The sequence below is a fragment of the Streptomyces sp. NPDC002144 genome, assembly GCF_053593695.1.
On sequence record NZ_JBSFDB010000041.1, the window covers coordinates 22,031 to 41,746 of the forward strand.

General features: G+C 69.6%; 17 protein-coding genes and 4 pseudogenes. 7 read left to right on the forward strand and 14 right to left on the reverse strand.

Going from position 1 to position 19,716, the window contains the following annotated elements:
- Positions 1 to 5 precede the first annotated feature (5 nt).
- Positions 6 to 1,094 (forward strand): catalase family protein, encoded by a 1,089-nt coding sequence (locus ACWCQ1_RS40090; RefSeq protein WP_451028619.1) that lies wholly within the window; start codon positions 6 to 8, stop codon positions 1,092 to 1,094.
- 110 nt (positions 1,095 to 1,204) lie between these two features.
- Here ACWCQ1_RS40090 and ACWCQ1_RS40095 read toward each other — a convergent pair.
- Together ACWCQ1_RS40095 and ACWCQ1_RS40100 are read right to left on the reverse strand one after the other, a co-directional pair.
- Positions 1,205 to 1,294, reverse strand: a pseudogene (locus ACWCQ1_RS40095) (IS5/IS1182 family transposase); the annotation flags it as partial.
- Between the two features lie 48 nt (positions 1,295 to 1,342).
- Positions 1,343 to 1,702, reverse strand: coding sequence for a hypothetical protein (locus ACWCQ1_RS40100; protein WP_451028620.1), 360 nt, complete (start codon positions 1,700 to 1,702; stop codon positions 1,343 to 1,345).
- A 74-nt stretch (positions 1,703 to 1,776) separates the two neighbouring features.
- Here ACWCQ1_RS40100 and ACWCQ1_RS40105 point away from each other — a divergent pair.
- Both ACWCQ1_RS40105 and ACWCQ1_RS40110 read left to right on the forward strand, forming a co-directional pair.
- A pseudogene (locus ACWCQ1_RS40105) lies at positions 1,777 to 1,985 on the forward strand (IS5/IS1182 family transposase); the annotation flags it as partial.
- Positions 1,982 to 2,083: pseudogene (locus ACWCQ1_RS40110) on the forward strand (methyltransferase); the annotation flags it as partial. The pseudogenes ACWCQ1_RS40105 and ACWCQ1_RS40110, both read left to right, overlap by 4 nt.
- 11 nt (positions 2,084 to 2,094) lie before the next feature.
- Here ACWCQ1_RS40110 and ACWCQ1_RS40115 read toward each other — a convergent pair.
- The 10 genes and pseudogenes from ACWCQ1_RS40115 to ACWCQ1_RS40160 form a co-directional block, all read right to left on the reverse strand.
- The gene (locus tag ACWCQ1_RS40115; RefSeq protein WP_451028621.1) at positions 2,095 to 2,910 is read right to left on the reverse strand and encodes a hypothetical protein; all 816 of its coding nucleotides are present in this window, start codon (positions 2,908 to 2,910) and stop codon (positions 2,095 to 2,097) included.
- 110 nt (positions 2,911 to 3,020) lie between these two features.
- Positions 3,021 to 3,203: pseudogene (locus ACWCQ1_RS40120) on the reverse strand (hypothetical protein); the annotation flags it as partial.
- A 76-nt stretch (positions 3,204 to 3,279) separates the two neighbouring features.
- Positions 3,280 to 4,833, reverse strand: coding sequence for a COG1470 family protein (locus tag ACWCQ1_RS40125; protein ID WP_451028622.1), 1,554 nt, complete (start codon positions 4,831 to 4,833; stop codon positions 3,280 to 3,282).
- Positions 4,834 to 5,020: 187 nt separating this feature from the next.
- The gene (locus ACWCQ1_RS40130) at positions 5,021 to 5,554 is read right to left on the reverse strand and encodes a dihydrofolate reductase family protein (RefSeq protein WP_451028623.1); all 534 of its coding nucleotides are present in this window, start codon (positions 5,552 to 5,554) and stop codon (positions 5,021 to 5,023) included.
- A 57-nt stretch (positions 5,555 to 5,611) separates the two neighbouring features.
- The gene (locus ACWCQ1_RS40135) at positions 5,612 to 7,108 is read right to left on the reverse strand and encodes an MFS transporter (protein ID WP_451028624.1); all 1,497 of its coding nucleotides are present in this window, start codon (positions 7,106 to 7,108) and stop codon (positions 5,612 to 5,614) included.
- A gap of 71 nt (positions 7,109 to 7,179) precedes the next feature.
- Entirely contained in the window at positions 7,180 to 8,517 is a 1,338-nt protein-coding gene (locus ACWCQ1_RS40140; protein ID WP_451028625.1) for an RNA polymerase sigma factor, read from the reverse strand.
- On the reverse strand, positions 8,454 to 8,831 hold the full coding sequence (locus tag ACWCQ1_RS40145) for a YciI family protein (RefSeq protein ID WP_133042258.1): 378 nt from the start codon (positions 8,829 to 8,831) through the stop codon (positions 8,454 to 8,456). Before ACWCQ1_RS40145 ends, ACWCQ1_RS40140 begins: the two co-directional genes overlap by 64 nt.
- A 406-nt stretch (positions 8,832 to 9,237) precedes the next feature.
- Positions 9,238 to 10,140 (reverse strand): carbohydrate ABC transporter permease, encoded by a 903-nt coding sequence (locus ACWCQ1_RS40150; RefSeq protein ID WP_451028626.1) that lies wholly within the window; start codon positions 10,138 to 10,140, stop codon positions 9,238 to 9,240.
- On the reverse strand, positions 10,140 to 11,039 hold the full coding sequence (locus tag ACWCQ1_RS40155) for a carbohydrate ABC transporter permease (protein WP_451028627.1): 900 nt from the start codon (positions 11,037 to 11,039) through the stop codon (positions 10,140 to 10,142). The genes ACWCQ1_RS40150 and ACWCQ1_RS40155 overlap by 1 nt, the downstream gene beginning before the upstream one ends.
- Positions 11,036 to 12,355, reverse strand: a complete 1,320-nt coding sequence (locus ACWCQ1_RS40160; protein WP_451028628.1) for an extracellular solute-binding protein — start codon at positions 12,353 to 12,355, stop codon at positions 11,036 to 11,038. Before ACWCQ1_RS40160 ends, ACWCQ1_RS40155 begins: the two co-directional genes overlap by 4 nt.
- 241 nt (positions 12,356 to 12,596) lie before the next feature.
- Between ACWCQ1_RS40160 and ACWCQ1_RS40165 the strand changes: the two genes are divergently transcribed.
- Together ACWCQ1_RS40165 and ACWCQ1_RS40170 are read left to right on the forward strand one after the other, a co-directional pair.
- A complete protein-coding gene (locus ACWCQ1_RS40165) occupies positions 12,597 to 13,622 on the forward strand; it encodes a LacI family DNA-binding transcriptional regulator (RefSeq protein ID WP_451028629.1) in 1,026 nt (341 codons plus the stop codon).
- A 64-nt stretch (positions 13,623 to 13,686) separates the two neighbouring features.
- Entirely contained in the window at positions 13,687 to 15,993 is a 2,307-nt protein-coding gene (locus ACWCQ1_RS40170; protein ID WP_451028630.1) for a beta-xylosidase/alpha-l-arabinosidase, read from the forward strand.
- A gap of 136 nt (positions 15,994 to 16,129) precedes the next feature.
- Here the strand turns inward: ACWCQ1_RS40170 and ACWCQ1_RS40175 are convergent, their stop codons facing one another.
- Positions 16,130 to 16,717, reverse strand: coding sequence for a hypothetical protein (locus ACWCQ1_RS40175; protein WP_451028631.1), 588 nt, complete (start codon positions 16,715 to 16,717; stop codon positions 16,130 to 16,132).
- Between the two features lie 211 nt (positions 16,718 to 16,928).
- Complete coding sequence (locus ACWCQ1_RS40180; RefSeq protein WP_451028632.1) at positions 16,929 to 18,524, reverse strand: DHA2 family efflux MFS transporter permease subunit; 1,596 nt, start codon at positions 18,522 to 18,524, stop codon at positions 16,929 to 16,931.
- A 77-nt stretch (positions 18,525 to 18,601) separates the two neighbouring features.
- Here ACWCQ1_RS40180 and ACWCQ1_RS40185 point away from each other — a divergent pair, with 77 nt between their 5' ends.
- Both ACWCQ1_RS40185 and ACWCQ1_RS40190 read left to right on the forward strand, forming a co-directional pair.
- Complete coding sequence (locus ACWCQ1_RS40185) at positions 18,602 to 19,270, forward strand: winged helix-turn-helix transcriptional regulator (protein WP_358607059.1); 669 nt, start codon at positions 18,602 to 18,604, stop codon at positions 19,268 to 19,270.
- 85 nt (positions 19,271 to 19,355) lie between these two features.
- Positions 19,356 to 19,478 (forward strand): hypothetical protein, encoded by a 123-nt coding sequence (locus ACWCQ1_RS40190; RefSeq protein WP_451028633.1) that lies wholly within the window; start codon positions 19,356 to 19,358, stop codon positions 19,476 to 19,478.
- Positions 19,479 to 19,716 lie beyond the last annotated feature (238 nt).

The following is a 19,716-nucleotide window of genomic DNA, read 5'->3' on the forward strand; positions in this document are numbered from 1 at the left end:
CCCCCATGACCTCGTACGTCCGCTACAGCCCCGACCTCGAACAGCCCTTTCCGGACGAGGACGAACTCGTCCGCCAGGTCGTCGCCGCCATGGGCAAGGCCAATCAGCAGGTCGCGGACAAACACCGCCACGGCCTGCGCGACGCCCACGCCAAGAGCCACGGCGTCCTCGCCGGCGAGCTGCGCATCCAGTCCGGCCTCCCGGCCCACCTCGCCCAGGGCCTCTTCACCGTACCGGCCACCTACCCGGTGATCGTCCGCTTCTCCTCAGCTCCCGGCGACCTGCGCTCCGACCAGGTGCCCGTCCAGCGCGGCCTCGCGATGAAGGTGATCGGCGCCCCCGGGTCTCGCGCCCTGGACGACGGCTTCACCACCCAGGACTTCCTCCTCGTCAACCACCCCACCCTGCCCTTCGGCAACATCGCCGAATACGCCAAACTCCAGGGCATCCTGGAGAAACAGCCCGGCCAGAGCGACCAGCAACTCCAGCTCACCGGCGCGGCCGCCCGCGTGGCCGCCAAGGCCCTCACCCGCGTCGGACGCCCGCTTCCGCCCGCCGTCGAGACCCTGGCCGCCGCCAACGACCACATCCTCGGCGAGACCTTCCACTCCATGGCCGCCCTGCGCTACGGCGACCACGTCGCCAAGATGTCCGCCGCGCCCCGCTCGGCGAACGTCAAGGCCCTCACCGGCAGCCACGTCGACAAGAAGGCCGGCGAATCGGCCCTGCGCGACCTCGTCGTCGACTTCTTCGCAGACAACAGCGCCGAGTACGACATCCGCGCCCAGCTGTGCGCGGACATCGACCGGATGCCGGTGGAGGACGCCTCGGTCCTGTGGCCCGAGGAACTGTCACCGCACCAGACCGTGGCCGTGCTGCACCTGCCCGCCCAGGATGCCTACAGCGACGCCCGCCGCCGCTACGCCGACGACGTCCTCTCCTTCAGCCCCTGGCACGCCCTGGAGGCCCACCGCCCGCTTGGCTCCATCATGCGCTCGCGCCGCGCCGCATACCCCGCCTCCAGCGACTTCCGCCACCACTACAACGGCATCCCGGGGCAGGAGCCGTCCGACATCAAGGAGCTTCCCGCCTGATCACGGCGTGCCGATCAATCCCGCCCCGTGCGCACGCACCAGCGCGGCCCGCCGCCAGGTCACCACAGACCCGGTGCCCCTGCGGACGATCCGCAGCAGGCGCTGCCCCTCATCGTCACCAGCTTCCCGAAGGCACGCGGGCTCAGCCCGGTGAACGGCGCTGTCCAGGACAGCTCCGACACCCTGATCACACCAGCCACGCCGGGATCATCGCACCGCAGCGTGCCCCGCCAGCAGGCCTCCCCGCCTCAGCGGAACTCGTGGACCACCTGGATCTCACCGACGATGTGGGCGTTGAAGTCGTCCAGCTCCTCGGCCGGAACCCAGAGCTCGAGGATCGTCTGCCCACCGGCCTGCTGGATGGGATACCGGCTCAAGAACTCCGACTCGACCTCAAAACGAGTAACGAAGCCGGCGCCATCGTGCTTCACGTTCCATTCCCGCGCGATCCTGACCGCGTAGTCCTCGTTCAGGACCGGGTAGAAGATCGGCTGCTCGGGCAACCGGGGCGGCCAGGCACACCAGTTCAGCTCCCGAACCAGATCCAGCTCCTTGGGGCCGGTGGGGCGCCACAAGGTCGTCGTTGCTTGATGGCTGGTCATCTGCATCGCTCTCTGAACGTAGGCCGCTGGTGCGGCGGGTCGGGACAGCGGACGATACCGGCACCGCGAACTCATCAGCCACGCAGTTTCCGCACCATGAAACCCTGTTCGCGGCCAACGTTTACGTCCTGGTCAGCGGCTGCGCCTGGCGGTCACTGACACCGTGCTGCGGGATATCGAAGTCGACTGCGCACACCCGTGGACCGGGCCAGCCGGGTTCCACGATGCACATCCCGTCGGACGCGAACGGACTGCCCCTCCCGTCGGCCTCTCGGCCGGCAACACGAACTGATCGGCAGCCACCCGAGGTTGGCCGGCACGGCGCTGCGGCCGGTGGGCAGCAAGGGCCACGACGGCTTCGCGCTGGCGCGCGTGCTGGCGTCGTAGCCCCCTGCCACTCAGCTCTTCGGGGTGAGGTCGAAGGCGGGGTAGGACGGCGTGGACAGCCCGAAGCCGGACGACGGGTAGCCGGACGGTGCGGGGGATGCAGTGGGAATGCCGTTGTCGTCGCAGAGCTGGGGCGCGGACGGCGCGAACACGTGGTAATCGACCACGCGCTTGGTCGGGAAGGTGACGTCGTCGCCGACGACCGTGTTGCCCGTGCTGATCTTGGTCGGCAGTTCGCGGTTCTTGAGCGGTGCGCCGACGTAGATCGCCTCCAGGAAGCCGTCACAGGGGCTGGCCTTGGCCGAGGCGAAGCCCTTCGGCGGCTTCACGTCGTGGACCTTGCGGCCGTCGATGTGCAGTTCGGTGCGCTTGAGGGACTGCAGGGCGTAGTCGTAGTTCACCTCCCGTGAAAGCGGGTCGGCGGCCGAAGTGGCGCTGGACGGCCGGTAGTTGACGCGCCAGTACTGGACCTGGACGGTCACCCGGTCGCACAGGGGCCCGTCGAAGCCGGGCATGGACTTGGGGAACCGGACCTCTCCCGGGCCCAGGGCGCGCGTGCCGACCTGCCCCCAGTCGACCCAGTCCACCGCCTTCGCCGTACTCCACTTCGCGTTCGGATGGCAGCCGTCCGCGTTCGTGGGGTAGATGTCCGACGGTTTGACCGTAGGGGTGGGCGAGGCAGTCGAAGGAGTAGTGGCCGGGGCCGCCGCGGTCGTCGTCGCGGAGGGGCTGGAAGCGACGTCGTCACCGCCCCCGCCGGAACAGCCGGCGGCCGCCAGCACCGCCGCAACGATCATGGCCGCACGAACCCTTCTGTGCGTGGTCATCCCGCTTTCCCCCCGTCCACCCGATGGACAGTCATGCTCCCAGGGGAAGTTGCCCGTCGGCCATGACGGATAACTCACGTTTCGCGGGGTTCGAAGCGGTCGGCGGGTCATCAGAGAGCGCATTTCTTCCGCTGTTGCGTCCCGAGGTGCGGCTTTGTTGAGCGGTGGAGCCCTCGCCAGGTTGGGGTGGATTCTCTGGTGGGTCGGCGGGCCATCGGGGCGATCATCGCTAGGTAGATCATGGCGGCGGAGCGGGCCAGGAGGGCTTCGTAGTCGCGGGCCAGGCGGCGGTGGTGTCACACCACCGCCGGCTCTCCGTGGGAGTCGGGCAATGCGCCCCGCACTGGTTTCTGGCACCCGGACGACGTGTCAGTTCCCACCGCGGGACCGTCGGGAGAGCGCTGCGGCCATACCACCAGCCAGCAGCAGCGCGCCGGCCGCCCAGGCGATCCAGCCGCCGCCGAATCCGGTGTCGGCCAGCGGTCCGGACCCTGCGGAAGGGTCGCCCGAAACGGAGCCGGACGCTCCGGCCGCGCCGCCGGAGCCGGACCCGCCGGGCGTACCGCCGCCCGCGGAGCCGCCCTGTGCCAGCCGCAGGGTCAGCGCCGCGCTGTCGTTGGAGGCGTCGGGGTCGAGCCCCTTCATGACCTCCAGCGTGCGGACCTGGCCTGTGGAGACGGCCGGGGTGCGGGGGCCGATAGCGACGGTGAATGACAGGACGTGTCTGTCCCCCGGGGCGGGGTCGCCGAAGTCGCACTGGTAGGAGGACCGGCCCATCCGGGGGCCGGGGTCCGACCCGTCGTCCGTGGGCGGCGGCTGGCAGTTGTCCGGGATCTTCGTGGCCTTCGTGCCCGGCGGCAGCTTGACGAGAACCGGGAGCCAGGCATCCTCGTCGAGGAGGTCCTCCACCACCGCCGGCCCCCGGTCGATCACGGTGGCGTGCAGCGTGGCGTGACCGCCGCGCCGCCCGGTGACGGTGTCCCCGGTGACGTCGAAGTCGGCGTGGTTGACGCTGTTGACGTAGGTGGTGAAGTACCGGGTGGTGTTCCCGTCGGACGGCATCGCGCCCCTCGGGACCAGGGTCAGCGGGGTTCCGGGGCCGTTCGCCGGGGCGGCGCTGGTCAGCGGGGTGAATTCGTAGAAGATCTTGTCGCGCAGGGCCTCGTCGCCGACCTTGAGGCGCAGCGGCGACGACAATGCGTACCGCCGGCCGGGCTCCACCGGAGTGGGGAAGTCGCACAGGGTCTCGCGCACGATGTGCCCCCCGCGGCCGCCCGCGGGCACGTCGCGGCAGTTGGCCCAGGAGCCCTGGAGGTGCAGCCCGGCGGTGGTGTCGATCCGCAGCTCCACCCCCTTGGCCGCCGGGAGTTGGCCGTTGTTCCACACGTCGAGCGGAAAGGTCAGCGTGTCGCCCGGCACCTGGTTCAGCTGCTCGGCGGACGCGCTCACCTTCAGCTGCGTCGCGCCGTTGGTCAGGGTGAGGTGGTCGCCGGTGACGGTGGCATCCGACGCCGTGCCGGAGACGGTCACGGTGCCGCTGCTGCCGATGGCGGCACCGGGCTTCGGCACCAGCGTGACTACGTGGAAGTCCGAGGTGGCGGACGCCAGGTCCAGCGTGCAGAGGTTGCCCTTGCAGTGCTCCGACGGTACCGGCTCGGCGAAGTCGGCCACTCCGGTCAGGTCGACGGTCAGGTGGACGTGGTGTGCCGTGCCCCCGCCGGCCACCTTCCACCGGTAGGACAGGTTCACGCTCGCCGGCTCCGTCCCGATGAAGAGCTCGTGCTCGGCGAACTGGACCGTCATCCCTCGTGCGGCGTCCGCCGTGTCGGCGCGGGCCGGACCCGTGCCGAACACCCCCGCCACCAGTGCCAGCGCGCCCGCCGCCGCCGTCGCGACCGCGCCTACCCGTGATCGTCTTGCCATCCGCCCGAACCTTCCCCGCGCGCCGGGAGGGTCCCGGCCCGCCGTGCTTCACAGGTGTGACCCGCGAGGTGCGGAAATGGTTGCGGCCGGCCGGGCTCAGGTGTCCGCGTTCCGCGGGCGGGTGACTTCGTGCAGATCACTGCGCGTCACTCTGTGGGCGTCGCTGGATCCGGGCAGCCTCGTGGCGTCAGCGAGGCACGTAGGTGAGGATGACCGACCCGTTCTGCAGTCGTTTTTCGTCGGTGAGCATGAGGTGCAGCCCTGCGGTGTCCACGTGTTCGAAGAGCCGTTGCCCCGAGCCGGCCACGACGGGCATGTACCAGAAGCGGAACTCGTCGATCAGGTGGTGGTGGATGAGTGTGGCGTCGAAACGAGTGGTGCCGTACTTGATGAGGTCCTTGCCGGGCCGGCTCTTCAGCTTCGCGATCGCGCCGGACGGGTCGGGCCCCAGCAGGGTGGCATTCCATGCTGTCTTGGCCAGTGATCGAGACGCGACGTACTTGGGCATGGCGTTGATGCGGTCGATGTAAGGGTTGTCGGTGACGTGGCCCCAATTCGCGTGGAACGTTTCGTAGGTCGTCCGGCCCATGACGAATGCCTCGTAGTGGTCGAGCTGTTCGAGCGAGTACGCCGAGGACTCGGCGTCGAAAAGGGCCCAGCGTTCGGGGGCTTCGATGACGCCGTCCAACGTGACGAGCGTCGACTCGACGAGTTTGCGCATGGTGGTTCTCCTGGTTTGAGTGGGGTGGGGGGTACGCCTCTGCGATGGCCGCGTGGGTCAGTCGGCGGGGGCGGGTTCCTGGACTTGGCTTTGTGAGACGGCGGTGGCCTGGGTGATGCCGGTGCGCCGGATGAGGAGGAGGGCGATGGGGATGCCGGCCAGGGCGATGAGACCGCAGACCCAGAGGGCGGTGTGGAATCCGCCGGTGAGCGCGCCGACGATGGCGTGGCCCTGGGTGCGGAGGCCGCGGGTGCGGGTGGCCGCCACGGTGGAGGCGATGGCGATCCCGATCGCGCCGCCGAGTTGTTGGGATGAGTCGATGAGGCCGGAGGCGACTCCGGCGTCCCGTTCGGTGACGCCGACCAGGGCTCCGATGGAGACCGGGATGAAGATCCAGGTGACGGCGCCGGTGAGGAAGAAGGGCCCGGCCAGGTCCGCCCAGAAACGGCCGTGGGCGGGCGCCTGGGTCGCCCACAGGATCCCGGCGCCGGTCAGGGTCAGTCCGGCCGCCATCACCAGCGTGACCGAGGTGCGGGTGACGAGCACTTGCGCGGGACCGGCGAGTGCTACTCCGGTCAGGCCGACGGTGAGCCAGGCGAGGCCGGTGTTCAACGCGGAGTAGCCGAGCACCTGCTGCATGTAGAGGGTGCCGATGAAGATGTAGCCGTAGAAGCCGGCGCCGAGCAGGAACCCGACGGCGTTGGAGCCCGCGAGGGTGCTCAGCCGGAACAGCCGCAGTGCCAGCAGTGGCGCTTGCGCTCTGGCCTCGAGGGCCACGAACGCGGCCAGCAGGGCCGCCGACGTCGCGAGCAGGACCAGGGTCCGGGTGGCTGTCCACCCGGCGGTCGGCGCCTGCGAGATGGCATACACCATGATCACTAGAGCGGTGGTCACGGCGATGGCGCCGATCGGGTCGTAGCGGCGGTGTGCGGTGCGCAGCCTGCTTTCCGGCACCACTCCCCGGGGCAGGAGCAGCGCGGCCCCGCCGACGATCACGTTCAGGTAGAAGATGTACGGCCAGCCGGCGTAGCGGGTGATGGCGCCGCCGGCCAGCACGCCGACGGTCGCGCCGCTGGCGCCGGTGGCGCCCCACAGGCCGAGTGCCTTGTTGCGCTCGGCGCCCTCGGGAAACATGTTCATCACGATCGACAGCGCGGCGGGCAGCACCATGGCGGCGCCCAGGCCCTGAATGCCCCGCATGATGACCAGGAAGATGCCGCTGGTTGCCAGGGCGCAGGCCAGCGAGGCCGCGGTGAACAGCGCCAGCCCGGTTGTGAACACGCGCCTGCGCCCGAGCAGGTCGGCAGCGCGGCCGCCGAGCAGCAGGAACCCGCCGAAGGTGAGGGCGTAGGCGGTCACCACCCACTGCAGGTCCGCCTGTGCGAAATGCAGCTCGCGGCCGATCGTCGGCAACGCGACGTTGACGATCAGCATGTCGGCCGCCGTCATGAAGTACGCCACGGCGAGCAGGGAGAACGCCCGCCACTGGTGCACGTGGACCGATGGCGCGGCCTTGCCTCCGGCGAAGGGGTTGTCGGCGTCTACCGTGGTCATTGCTGCCTCCTGGTCTGATCGGGCGATCTCAGGAGAAGGACGAACGGCGGCCGCCGAAACCGGACACGCCTCTAGGAGATTTTCAGGCTCTCGATCCGCCGCTCGAAGGCAGCACGCTCGGCGGTGCTGCGGGCCAGCGCGATCGCGTGCTCGTACTGCTCCCGGGCTGCGGCGTGGCGGCCGGCCCGCCGTTCCAGGTCGGCAAGGGCTGCCCAGTAGAAGGGGTAACGAGACAGCTTGGGCTCGTCCGCGAGGGCGACAAGCTCGCGGCGGCCCTCTTCGACGCCGTCTCGTTCGGCCACGGCCAGCGCACGGTTGAGCGCCACGACGGGGTTGGGGGACTGCTCGGCGAGGAGCTGGTAGAAGCCGATGATCCGGTCCCAGTTCGTCTCCTGGACCGAAGGCGCGATCGCGTGCTCGCAGGCGATGCCGGCCTCCAGATGCCAACGGGACATGTGATCGCCGGTGGCCGCGTGGGCGAGGTGGATCAGACCGCGCTCGATACGCGCCCGATCCCAACGGCTTCGGTCCTGTTCCTCGAGGGGGACGAACACGCCGTGCTCGTCCAGGCGTGTGGACAGACGGGCGGTGCCGAAGGAGAACAAGGCGGCCAGAGCGTGCACGTCCGGATGCGCGGTCGCCCTGGCGTCCAGCAGCAGCTCGGTGAGACGCAGGGCGTCCTCGCACAGAAAGGGACGTACCGGGTTGTGCTGATTGCTGCCGTGATAACCCTCGTTGAACAGCAGATACAGCGATCGCACGACCGAACCCCGCCGGGTCTCGAGGTCGGGCAGGTCGTCCACGTCGGGCAACCGGCCCAGCTCACGTAGGCGTCCGCGCCCGCGATGCAAGCGCCGATCGATGGTCTGCGTGTCCACCAGGAACGCTTGACCGATCTCCCTGGGCGACAGACCGCACAGCCACCGAAGGATCAGCGTCACGTGCGTCTCGCGACTCAGCCCGGGGTCACAAAGAGCGAACATCATCGCCAGCTGGCCGGCTGCCTCGGCAGCCGGAGCCAGGGCCGCCTCGATGGTGTCGGTCAGCGCGGTCGTCGTTGCCAGTTCGGGCAGCAAGGAGCGGCGCCGCTGTTCCCGGCGGATGATGTCGATCGCCCGGTTGTGAGCGGCCCGGATGATCCACGCCTTCGGGTCCTGTGGTAGCCCGAAACGCCACGCCTGCATCGCGCTCACCAGCGCATCATGGACGACGTCCTCGGCCAGCTGGACGTTCGAGGGGCCCAGGACCCTGATCAACGCGCTGACCAGGTGCGCATACTCCCTGCGGAACAGGTCCTCGACCAGTTCCGCAGACGGGTGCACCTCCGGCCCTTCGTTCACGAGTGTCAGATCCGATGATCCTGGACTGGCCGCACCTCGACGGACCCGCCGAACTCGTACGTCGGGCACCCGCGCGCGACCTCGATGGCGTCTTCCAGAGAGGCCGCCTCGAAGATCATGCTGCCGGTCACCAGATCTTTCGACTCGGCATACGGCCCGTCGGTGACCAGTTCGCGACCGCGGACCGTCGCCCCCAGACCATCGAGCGCGGTTCCGACGTTACCCCTGCCCTGTCCGGCCAACTCCTCCGACCAGCGATACCACTTCTCGACATGAGCCTGAAGCTCGGCCGGCGACAGGTCAGGACGCGAAACAGCACCGCCGCGAAAGATCAACATGAACGTGCTTCGCGGGTCCCGGTCCTCGCCCACAGGTTCCGCCATCACGGCCTCCACGTATCCCTCGCCGGGCCTGCCCAGACCCAGCGGCCGCCTGTGCGTTGCCCCAATGCCACACCAACAGCAACAAATCCAGCCCGAAAGCAATACCACAATCACGTCGCGGCCAAGAGCAAGACGGGGCGCTCTTGCTGCTCAGCACAGTGCAGCGGTCGGTCGATGTCCGCCGTAGCCGGGGCCCGGAGGCCGGGCAGCTTCCGGCAGGGTGGTGCGACCCGGTGCAGCACCGACAGCGGTCTGCTTGAGCCAGGCGGTCCCGGCTACGGTTGGCCGAGGTCCGGGTGGCGGGTCTGGCTGACCGCATCACCCTGCCGCGGGCCGGGCGGCGGCGGGTGTGGTTTCCCACTTCCTGCGGCGTGCGGCTCTGCTCGGGGTGGATCTGTTGTGTTTCTCATTTGCCGAAGCCCGCGGTGAGTCCGCCGATGAGCTGACGGCGGCCGAGGACGTAGAGGGCGAGGATCGGCAAGGTGGACAGGACCACCGCGGCCAGGATCGCGGGGATGTTGATCGTGAACTCGCCCTGGAAGCTCCATACGAACAGGGGCAGGACCCGCTTGTCGGGACTCTGGGTGAGGATCAGCGGGAAGAGGAAACCGTTCCAGACGTTCAGCGCGTCGTAGATCGTGACGGTGATCAGGGCGGGGCGTGAGAGCGGCAGCGCCAGGTTCAGCAGCATGCGCCAGTGTCCGGCGCCGTCGGCGCGCATGGACTCGTACAGCTCGTCGGGGATGTCCCGCAGGAAGTTGACCAGGATGATCACGGTGAGCGGGATGGCGAACGCCGCCGAGGGCAGCACGATCGCGAGCAGGGTGTCGTACATCTGCGCCTTGGCGATCAGGTAGTACACGGGGATGATCGTGGCCTGCAGCGGGATGGCGAGGCCCAGCAGGAAGACGCTGAACGCCCAGCGCAGGGCCCGGCTGGTGCCGCGGACGATGGCGTAGGCGGCCAGGAAGGACACCGCGAGGGTCAGCAGCGTCGCGCCGACGGTGACGAGGGCGCTGTTGAGGAGGTAGTGGGTGAAGCCGTTGTCCCAGACCAGGCGGTAGTTCGCGAGGGTGGGACTGGTCGGCAGGGCGAGCGGGTTGGCGTCGAAGAAGCCCTCGCGGGTGCGCAGGCTGGTGACGAGGACCCAGTAGACCGGGACCAGGACGATCAGCAGCCAGAGCGCGCCGCCCAGGGCGCCGAGGGGATTGGTGCGCCGCAGTCGGGCGAGGCGGCCCGGCGTTCCCGCCGTCATGGGCGCCGGGCGGGCCTGGGAGTCGGTGGTCGGGGCGTGGGAGAGCGCGGACATCACATACCTGCCTGCTGGCTGCGCATCCGGTTGAAGCCGGAGAAGCGGAGAAGGGCGAGGGAGAGGAGGAGGCCTGCCACCACGAGCACGACGGAGACGGCACTGGCGAGGCCCATCTCGTTGCTCTGGAAGCCGGTGATGTACATGTCGAGCGGCAGGATGCGGGTGGCGTAGCCGGGACCGCCGCCGGTGAGGACGAAGACCAGGTCGAAGTAGGTGAGCGAGCCGACCACCATCAGCGTCGACGAGGTGACGACCGTGTAGCGCAGCTGGGGCAGGGTGATGTGCCAGAACTGGGCGATGCGGCCCGCGCCGTCGATCGACGCCGCCTCGTACAGGGAGGCCGGGATCTGCCGGGCTCCGGCCTGGTAGAGCAGCGTGTGGAAGGGAACGAACTGCCAGGCGATGACGAACACCACGGCGTAGAAGGCGAGTTGGGGGTCGCCCAGCCAGTCCTGGTTCAACAGGGGCAGGTCGAGGGCGGCGCCGAGGCCGAAGTTGGGGTCGAGGAGGTTCTTGAAGATGACGGCGATGGCGGCCGTGGAGATCAGCAGCGGGACGAAGTAGAAGACGGCGAGCAGCGCCCGGTAGCGCTGGCGGCCGGCGACGAAGACGCCCAGCAGGAGGCTGAGCGGGGTCTGCACCACCCAGGACAGCACCATCAGCTTGACGGTGAGCCACAGCGCGTGGCGGGTGACGGAACTGGTCAGTGCCTCGCGCCAGTTGTCGGTGCCCGCCCATGCCGGGCTGCCCAGTCCGTCCCAGTGGGTGAAGCTGAGGTAGACGACGATCGCCATCGGTACGAGCGCGAAGAGGGCGAAGAGCAGCAGGGCGGGCAGGGCCATGACGAAGGGCGGCCCGCCCTGCCGAGTCGCCGCCGGGGCCGTGGCGGTGCTCACTTCGCCGCCACCTTGTCCATCTGCGCGCAGAACTGCTCCGGGCTGAGCTGGCCGAGGAAGAGCTGGTCGAGGTGGGTGAGCAGAGCGTCGCCGAGTCCGGGGCTGAGCGCCTGGTCCCAGGAGAGCTGGAAGTTCTTCGCGTCGCGGGTGAGGTTGTAGACGTACGACGACCAGTCCGCGTTGGCCGATGCCTTGATCTTGGCGTCGAGGTCCTTGACCGGCGGCACGTCGCCGTTCTTGAGGAGGCTGTCGACGTAGGCGTCGTTGTAGACGCCGTCCTTGAGGTAGGACACCGCCGTCTTCTTCTCCTTGGCGCTCGCCTGCGCGGACAGGGAGAAGAAGTTGGCCGGGTTGCCGACGATGTCGCTCGGGTCCCCCTTGCCGCCGGCGACGGAGGGGAACCCTGCCCAGCCCAGCCGGCCCTCGGAGACGAACTTCGGGGAGCCGGTGTTGATGCTGCCGTAGCCCCAGCTGCCTTGGAGGAGCATCGCGGCCTTGCCGGTGTACAGCTGGGCCTCGGCCTGGCCGGTGTCGGCGGACACCGAGGTGAAGCCCTTGGCGAAGCCGCCCGCGTCGACCAGCTGCCTGATCATGCGAGTGGCTTCGAGGACGGCGGGGGCGGACCAGGCGCCCTTCTTGCCGGCGGCGATGTTCGCGAAGGTGTCGGGTCCGCCGACGCGGTCGACGAGGTACTCCAGCCACATCAGGTCCGGCCACTTGGACGCGCCGCCCATGGAAATCGCGGCGATGCCCTGCGCCTTGAGCTTCTTCACCAGGGCGAGCAGGTCGTCCCAGGTCTTCGGCGGCTGCGCGCCCGCCTTCTGGAAGAGGTCCTTGTTGTAGTACAGGACCACGGGCTGCACGCCGTTGACGGGAACGCCGTAGACCTTGCCGCCGAAGGTCGCCGACTGGAGCACCGAGGGGAAGATGCGGTTCTTCCAGGCGGGGCTGGCGTCGAGATCGGCGGTGAGGTCGGCGACCTTGCCCGCGTCGACGTAACTCTTCAGCCCGCCGCCGCCCCAGTTCTCGAACAGGACGGGACCGTTGCCCGCGCCAACGGCGGTACGCAGCTTCTGCTTGTAGGGGTCGTTCTGGAAGAACTGGTAGGTGATCTTGCTACCGGGCTGGTCGTTGTTCCACTGCGTGGCCGAGGCCCGGAAGGTGGCCTCCGACCCTTGTGTCAGTGCCCAGGCCAGGGTTCCGTCTCCGCCGGCCCCGCCGGCGGTGCGCCCGCTGCTGCCACAGGCGGCGAGGGTGAGGCTGAGCGCGGCCGCCGAGGCGGTGATGAGGGCGCGGGAGGGCATTCTCGGGGTCATCGTGAGCTCCTTCGGCTCTTCAGAGGTTCGATCGCGCTGGACGGCCCGTCGGCTGCGTCGGATGCGATGGAGGCGGCTCGGCTCGAAACTTTTCGAAACCTCTGCGTTTTCTGGCCGATAAGGTAGGGGCGGCTTTGCGACCGGTCAAGGGGTCAGGAACGCGCAGTTTTCCTTGCCGGGAACCCTTGGAACGGCGCGAAAGCTTGCGCTACCGTCCCCGTAAAGCAGCGAAAGGACCACCATGGCGAAGAGAGCCGTCGAGCGGACGACACTGACCGGCATCGCCGAAGCGGCCGGCGTCTCCGTGGCCACCGTCTCCAAGGTGGTCAACGGCCGCAGTGACGTCTCGCCCGAGACCCGGGCACGCGTCGAGCGGCTGCTGCTGGAACACGACTACGTGGCCCGGGGGCCGGGCGGCGCACAGTCCCCGGTGCGCACGGTCGACCTGACCTTCGACGAGCTCGTCAACCCCAACAACCTGGTGATCACGCAGGGAGTCACGGAGGCCGCGGCAGAGGCCGGGGTCGACGTCGTCATCGGCACGGCGCCCCAGGATCCCCTCGGTGCCGCCTGGGCCCGGAAGGTCACCAACGCCGCCCGGGAGGGCGTCATCCTGGTCACGTCCGAACTGACCGTCCAGCAAAGGGCACAGTTCGCCCAGCACGGCATTCCGCTCGTCCTCATCGACCCGATGAACGTGCCGGACGAGGGCGTGCCGAGCATCGGCGCGACCAACTTCAGCGGCGGCATGGCGGCCACCGAGCACCTGCTCAAGCTCGGCCACCGCCGGATCGCGATGATCGAGGGCCGGCACGACGCCGTCTGCAACACCGCCCGCCTGCACGGCTACCAGGCCGCGCTCAGCGGTGTCGGCATCACGCCCGACCCCCGGCTCATCAAGCGGGGAGCCTTCCGGTTCGAACCCGCCTACCAGGCCGCCCTGGAGCTCTTCGCCCTCGACGAGCCGCCCACCGCCGTCTTCGCCGGCAACGACCTGGAGGCGTTCGGCGTCATCGAGGCCGCCCGGGTCAACGGACTGCGAGTACCGGACGACGTGAGTGTCGTCGGCTTCGACGACACCGCCGCGGCCGGCACCTCCGCCCCTCCCCTGACCACCGTGCGGCAACCGTTCGCCGAGATCGGCCGGGCCGCCCTGCGCACGCTGCTCCGCCTCGCCGCCGGCGAGCCCCTGGACAGCCACCGCGTCGAGCTGGCCACCCAGCTGGTGGTCCGTGGCTCCACCGCCCCACCGCCCGCGCAGTCCTGAATCCCGGCTCCCCTGAGCCGCCTACTCCTGAATCCCCCGCGCTCACCACCCCGAGGAACGCACCATGACCACACCTTGGGCCGATCCGGCCTGCCCGCATGACGAGAGGGTCGAGGCCCTGCTCTCGGAGATGACCCTGGAGGAGAAGCTCGCCCAGCTCGGCAGCGCCTGGCCCGGCGTCGAACGGGTCAGCGGCAACGTCGCCCCCATGCAGGACGTCTTCACCCGCCACACCGACTTTGGACAGGCCAGCAAGGACGGACTCGGCCACCTCACCCGCCCGTTCGGCACCAAGCCTGTCGAGCCGGCCAAAGGGGCGCACCAACTCGCCTCCCTGCAACGCGAGTTGATGGACACCACCAGGCTCGGCATCCCCGCCATCGCACACGAAGAGTGCCTGACCGGCTTCACCACGCACCGCGCCAGCGTCTTCCCCACCCCGCTGGCCTGGGCCGCGACCTTCAATCCCGGCCTCGTCGAACGCATGGCCAACGCCATCGGCACGAGCATGCGCCGGGTCGGCGTCCACCAGGGCCTCTCCCCCGTCCTCGACGTCGTACGCGACTACCGCTGGGGCCGCGTCGAGGAGACCCTGGGCGAGGACCCGTACCTCGTCGCGACGACCGGCACGGCCTACGTCAGCGGTCTGGAGAGCGCCGGCATCATCGCCACCCTCAAGCACTTCGCCGGCTACTCGGCCTCGAAGGCCGCCCGCAACCACGCCCCCGTCTCCATGGGCCCGCGCGAATTCGCCGATGTGATCCTGCCGCCGTTCGAGACGGCGATACGGGAGGGCGGCGCCCGTTCGGTCATGAACTCGTACGCCGACGTCGACGGCATGCCGGCCGGCGCCGACCCCGGCCTGCTGACCCAGCTGCTGCGCGAGGACTGGGGTTTCGAGGGCACGGTCGTCTCCGACTACTGGTCCGTCGCCTTCCTGCGCACCATGCACCGCATCGCCGCCACCGAGGGCGAGGCCGGCGCCCGAGCGCTCACCGCCGGCATCGACGTGGAACTGCCCGACACCCTCTGCTACGGCGAACCCCTCGCCCACCTCGTCCGCGAGGGAAGCGTCTCCGAGGCGCTGGTCGACCGGGCGGTGCGGCGCGTGCTGCGCCAGAAGGTCGAACTCGGGCTGCTCGACGCCGACTTCGCCCCGGAGGTGACCGGCGACGATCCCATCGACCTCGACCCGCCCGCGCACCGGGCCATCGCCCGCGAACTGGCCGAGCAGAGCATCGTCCTGCTGGACAACCGCGAAGGACGCCTCCCCCTGGCCGCGGACACCCGATCCATCGCCCTCATCGGCCCGTGCGCCGACGACGCCAACGCCTTCTTCGGCTGCTACTCCTTCCCCAACCACGTCCTGCCCCACCACCCCGGCCACGACAACGGCATCGAGGCCCGCACCCTGCTGGACGCCCTCACCACGGAACTGCCCGGCACTCGCATCGCGTACGAACAGGGCTGCCCCGTCAAGGAGATCGACCGCGGCGGCATCGACCCGGCCGTCGACGCGGCCCGGCAGGCCGACGTCTGCATCGCCGTCGTCGGCGACCGCGCCGCCCTCTTCGGCCTCGGCACCTCCGGTGAGGGCTGCGACGCGGAGGACCTCTCCCTGCCGGGCGTCCAAGGCGAACTGGTCGAGGCCCTGCTGGCCACCGGCACGCCGGTCGTCCTGCTCGTCGTCTCCGGCCGCCCGTACGCGCTGGGTGCCTACGCCGACCGCGCGGCCGCCATCGTCCAGGCATTCTTCCCCGGCGAGGAAGGCGGTCCCGCCCTCGCCGGAGTGCTCTGCGGACGGATCAACCCCTCGGGCAAGTTGCCGGTGCAGGTCCCGCGTACGGCAGGGGGCCAGCCCGGCACCTACCTGCACGCCCCGCTCGGCGGCAACACCCAGGGCGTGAGCAACCTCGACCCCACCCCCGCCTACCCCTTCGGGCACGGACGGTCCTACACGACGTTCGCCTACGACGGGTTCGGCGTGAGCGCCGAGGAGATCGCGACCGACGGCGAGGTCGAGATCAGTTGCCTGGTCCGAAACACCGGTGACCTCCCCGGCTCCGAAGTGGTCCAGCTCTACACCGCGGATCCGGTCGCCCAACTACCGCGCCCCGTGACCCAGTTGACCGGCTTCATGCGAGTCCATCTGGCGCCTGCCGAAGAACGCAGGGTCGTCTTCCGCCTGCATGCCGACCGCCTCGCCTACACCGGCCCCGACCTCCACCGCATCGTCGAACCGGGGGAAATCACCGTACAACTCGGCGCCTCCAGCACCGACATCCGGTGGAGCGGCGCCATCCGGCTCACCGGTCCAACCCGCCGGGTCGGACACGCCAGAGTGCTGCACACGCCGGCACACGCCGACTGAGCCGTCGCCACCTCCCCACCAGCCTGCGTCAGGGCTGTCAACGCCCGGACGCAGGCGCCTCTTTTCGACTCCCCTCCCGAACGAGCTCGCCCAGGTGCTCCGACCAAAGTCCCCGGGCGCCGCAGCCACCCTCCAGTCAGCCTGGCGCGGCGCTGTCACCCGGAGGCCGGCGCAGCAGGTGCAGACAGATGACGGCGGCGACGACGGTCCGCCGATCACCTGCCCCCAGGCGGGGGTCCATGTCGACGACGTACTGCTGCAATCCGATCCACGGGTCGATGGTGCTCACCGAGACCCGACCGAGAAGCCCCTGCGTGGGCACTCCCTCCGGGGCGGTCTCGGTGAGATGCCATTGGGTGTACGGCAGCCCGGGCCGGGTGAGGAAGAGGTGGCGTCCCTGGTCCGTCCGGAGCTTGAGCTGTAGGGACTTGAAGAGTCCGGGGGCGTCTGCGTGGCCGATCTCCCGGTGCGCGGCGTCGGTGAAACGGAACTCAGCCGGCCCGTACTGCTCGATGCGGACGATGACCTCGCCGGACGTGTGAGTGAGGACGTAGTGCGTGTCGTCGGTGCACGTGACCCAGGCGAGCGTGGTTCCCTCCCGGGTGGACACGGCCAGGGCGGGGCCCAGGTATCTGCGCCACCGCGAGCGCTTCGGCTGCCCGACCACGACGGCATCCAGGTCGAACAGACCAGGCTCCGTCATCCGTACTTCGTCCTCCGCCATGATTCCCCCTCGACCGAGCAGGTTCACTGTGCCGGAGAACCGGCCCAACTGCCCATCCCCCAGGCATGCATCGGCGAGACGTCGTCATGGCCGCAGTCAAGGTGTCGTATCACCGGCTACCTTGATCTTGGCCAGTGCTCCGGCCTTCAGACCGGATGGTGAAGGCCATCTCAAAATAGGTGTGACCTGCACTGAGGTCGGCGGGGACGGGTCACACGGACGGGCTCACACCGGCTGCGGATCGCGGAGCCTTGTCGTCGGTCCGAGGCCCCGATGGGCCCTCGGCACCCGGCTGCTGCGGCGGCTGGGCCGGAAGGAAGGCGGCCGCCAGCAATGCTCCGGCGAGGGCGACGAGGCCCGCGACGACGCACCCGATGCTGAGGCCGTGGTCGAATGCGCCGACGGCGGCCTGGCGGACGGCTTCGGCCAGGGCCGGCTGGCCGTGCGCGGCGAGCTGCCCGGAGAGCCCGGAGGCCGCGCCGACCGACTGGTGGGCGAGATCGGCCTGTTGTGGAGAGAGCGCCGCGGGGAGGGCGCTGTCGAGCCGCGAATCATAGAGCGTGGCGTAGACGCTGCCGATGACGGCGACTCCGAGGGTTCCGCCGAGCAGGCGCGTGGAGTCGTTGACGGCGGACCCGACGCCGGCCTGGTCGGCCGCGACGGCTCCCATGATGGATTCGGTCGCCGGCGCGGAGGTCAGGCCCATGCCCAGGCCGTACACGACCATCTGCACGGCGATGACCCCGTAGCTGAGCGTCGGGGAGATGTCGCTCGCGACCCAGAAGTAGAAGACCGCCTGGAGCACCAGTCCGGCCGTGACGACCGCCTTGGTACCGATGCGGACCGCCAGCCGCGTGCCGAGGGTCGATCCGATCGCGACGGAGGCCGCCACCGGGAGCAGATGGACGCCTGCGGACAGCGGGCTGTACGCGCGGACGAACTGGAAGAACTGCGTGATCAGGAAGATGAATCCGAGCAGCGTGAAGAACGCGACGGTGACCGAGAGGCTGGCGGCGCTGAAGCGCATGTCCTTGAAGAGCCGCACGTCGAGCATCGGTTCCGCGGCCCTGCGCTCGCCGACGACGAATCCGATCAGCAGCGCGAGGGCGCCGGCGAAGCCCGCGAGCGAGGCCGGCGAGGACCAGCCGCGGTTCGGGGCCTCGATGATGGTGTAGACGAGCAGCCCCATGAAGGCGCCGGACAGGAGCAGGCCCGGGTAGTCCAGGCGGTGAGGGACCGGGTTCCGGGACCTGGGGACGCACACCGCCACCAGCGTGATGACCACCGCGGACACCGGGCCGAGCACGTAGAAGATGCTCGACCAGCTGTGGTGCTCCAGCAGGAAGCCGCCCACGATCGGCCCGAGCGCGATGGCGATGCCCGCCGTCGCACCCCACAGGCCGATGGACAGGGCGCGTTCCTTGCGGCTGGTGAAGACACCGGTGAGCAGGGCGAGCGTGGCCGGGAACGTCATGGCGGCGCCCAGGCCCATCACGGCCCGGGCAGCGATCAGCGCCGCCGGGGAGCCGGCGAAGCCGCCGGCGAAACTCGCGAGGCCGAAGACCAGCAGACCGGCCATGAGCATGCCCTTGCGGCCGAACCGGTCCGACAGGCTTCCCGACGTCAGCAGCAGCGCGGCGAAGACGAGGTTGTACGCGTCCACGACCCACTGCAACTGCGCGTTCGAGGCGCCCAGCTCCCGGGTCAGCGTCGGCAGAGCGACGTTCACCAGGGTGGTGTCGAGGTTGATCAGGAACGAGGCCAGCAGGAGGGCGACGAGCAGAAGAGGCTTGGATGTCGTACGCATGGTTGAATAATAGGCACGACTGATTGATTTTTTCTACCGACTGATTGAATCGATGCTCGCTGGCGTACCCTCAGTGCATGCGGAGTTATGGTCAGTACTGCTCGATAGCCCGTGGACTCGACGTCGTGGGGGATCGCTGGACGCTGCTGATCGCGCGCGAGCTGCTCCTGCAGGGCTCGTGCCGGTTCACGGACCTCAAGAAGGGGCTGCCCGGCATCGCGACGAACCTCCTGTCCACCCGCCTCAAGGAGCTCGAAGAGGCCGGGCTGATCACACGCGAGGACGCGCCACCGCCGATCGCGACCACCCTCTACACGCTGAGCGAGACCGGCAGGGCGCTGGAGCCGGTACTCAAGGCGCTCGGGCTGTGGGGGCTGCGGTTCATGGCCGAGGAGCGGCCCGACGACGCGTTCCAAGCGCGGTGGCTGGCCTACGCCCCTCAGTGGTTCACCACCGACGCCGACCCCGACGCCCCTGCGGCAGTCATCCAGCTCGTCGCCGACGGCGAGTCGGCCGTCGTCGAACTGGGCGACGGCCGGGTACACACCCGGCTCGGCCGCGTCGCGGATCCGGACCTCCTCCTCGAAGGGCCGCCGCGCGCCGTCCTCGGACTGGTCAACGGCCTGATCGATCTCGACCGCGCCACCCGGATCGGCCTCACAGCCACCGGCAGGACCGACCTGCTGAACCGCCTCCGGCCCGAGGGCCGGGACACCACGCGCGCGGGCCAGCAGGCCAACGCGTGACGAGCAAGGCCCGAGCCTGACGGCAAGCCCGCGCACGACCCCGCAAGCCCCGCCCACGGTTCCTCAGCCCGGGAGGCTCGCGATCGTGTCGTGGCAGGTCTTCCCGCCACTCATCCAGACCAGCCTGCCGACGGGCCGCTGCGTCAGCGCCCAGGCGATCGTGAGCCTGCACTCGGCGTTGTTCCTGTCGCGCCTGGGCTTGGAGTGAGGCGATCTCCAGCGCAGCAGGCAAGGAACGGCCCCAGCCCGGGGATCGCGGCCAGGCGCACGTTAGGGTCGGAGTCGCGGGCGAGTTCGGCGAACTCCATGCCCCGTGCGCGCAGGAAGGCAGCGGTCTGCGCGCAGCCCGTCGGCGGGTAGTGGTCGATCTCGGTGCCGTCATCGTCGTAGGCCCGCTCGAGGGACTCCCGTCAGATGTTCACCACCAGAGCGACGACGGAGGCCCG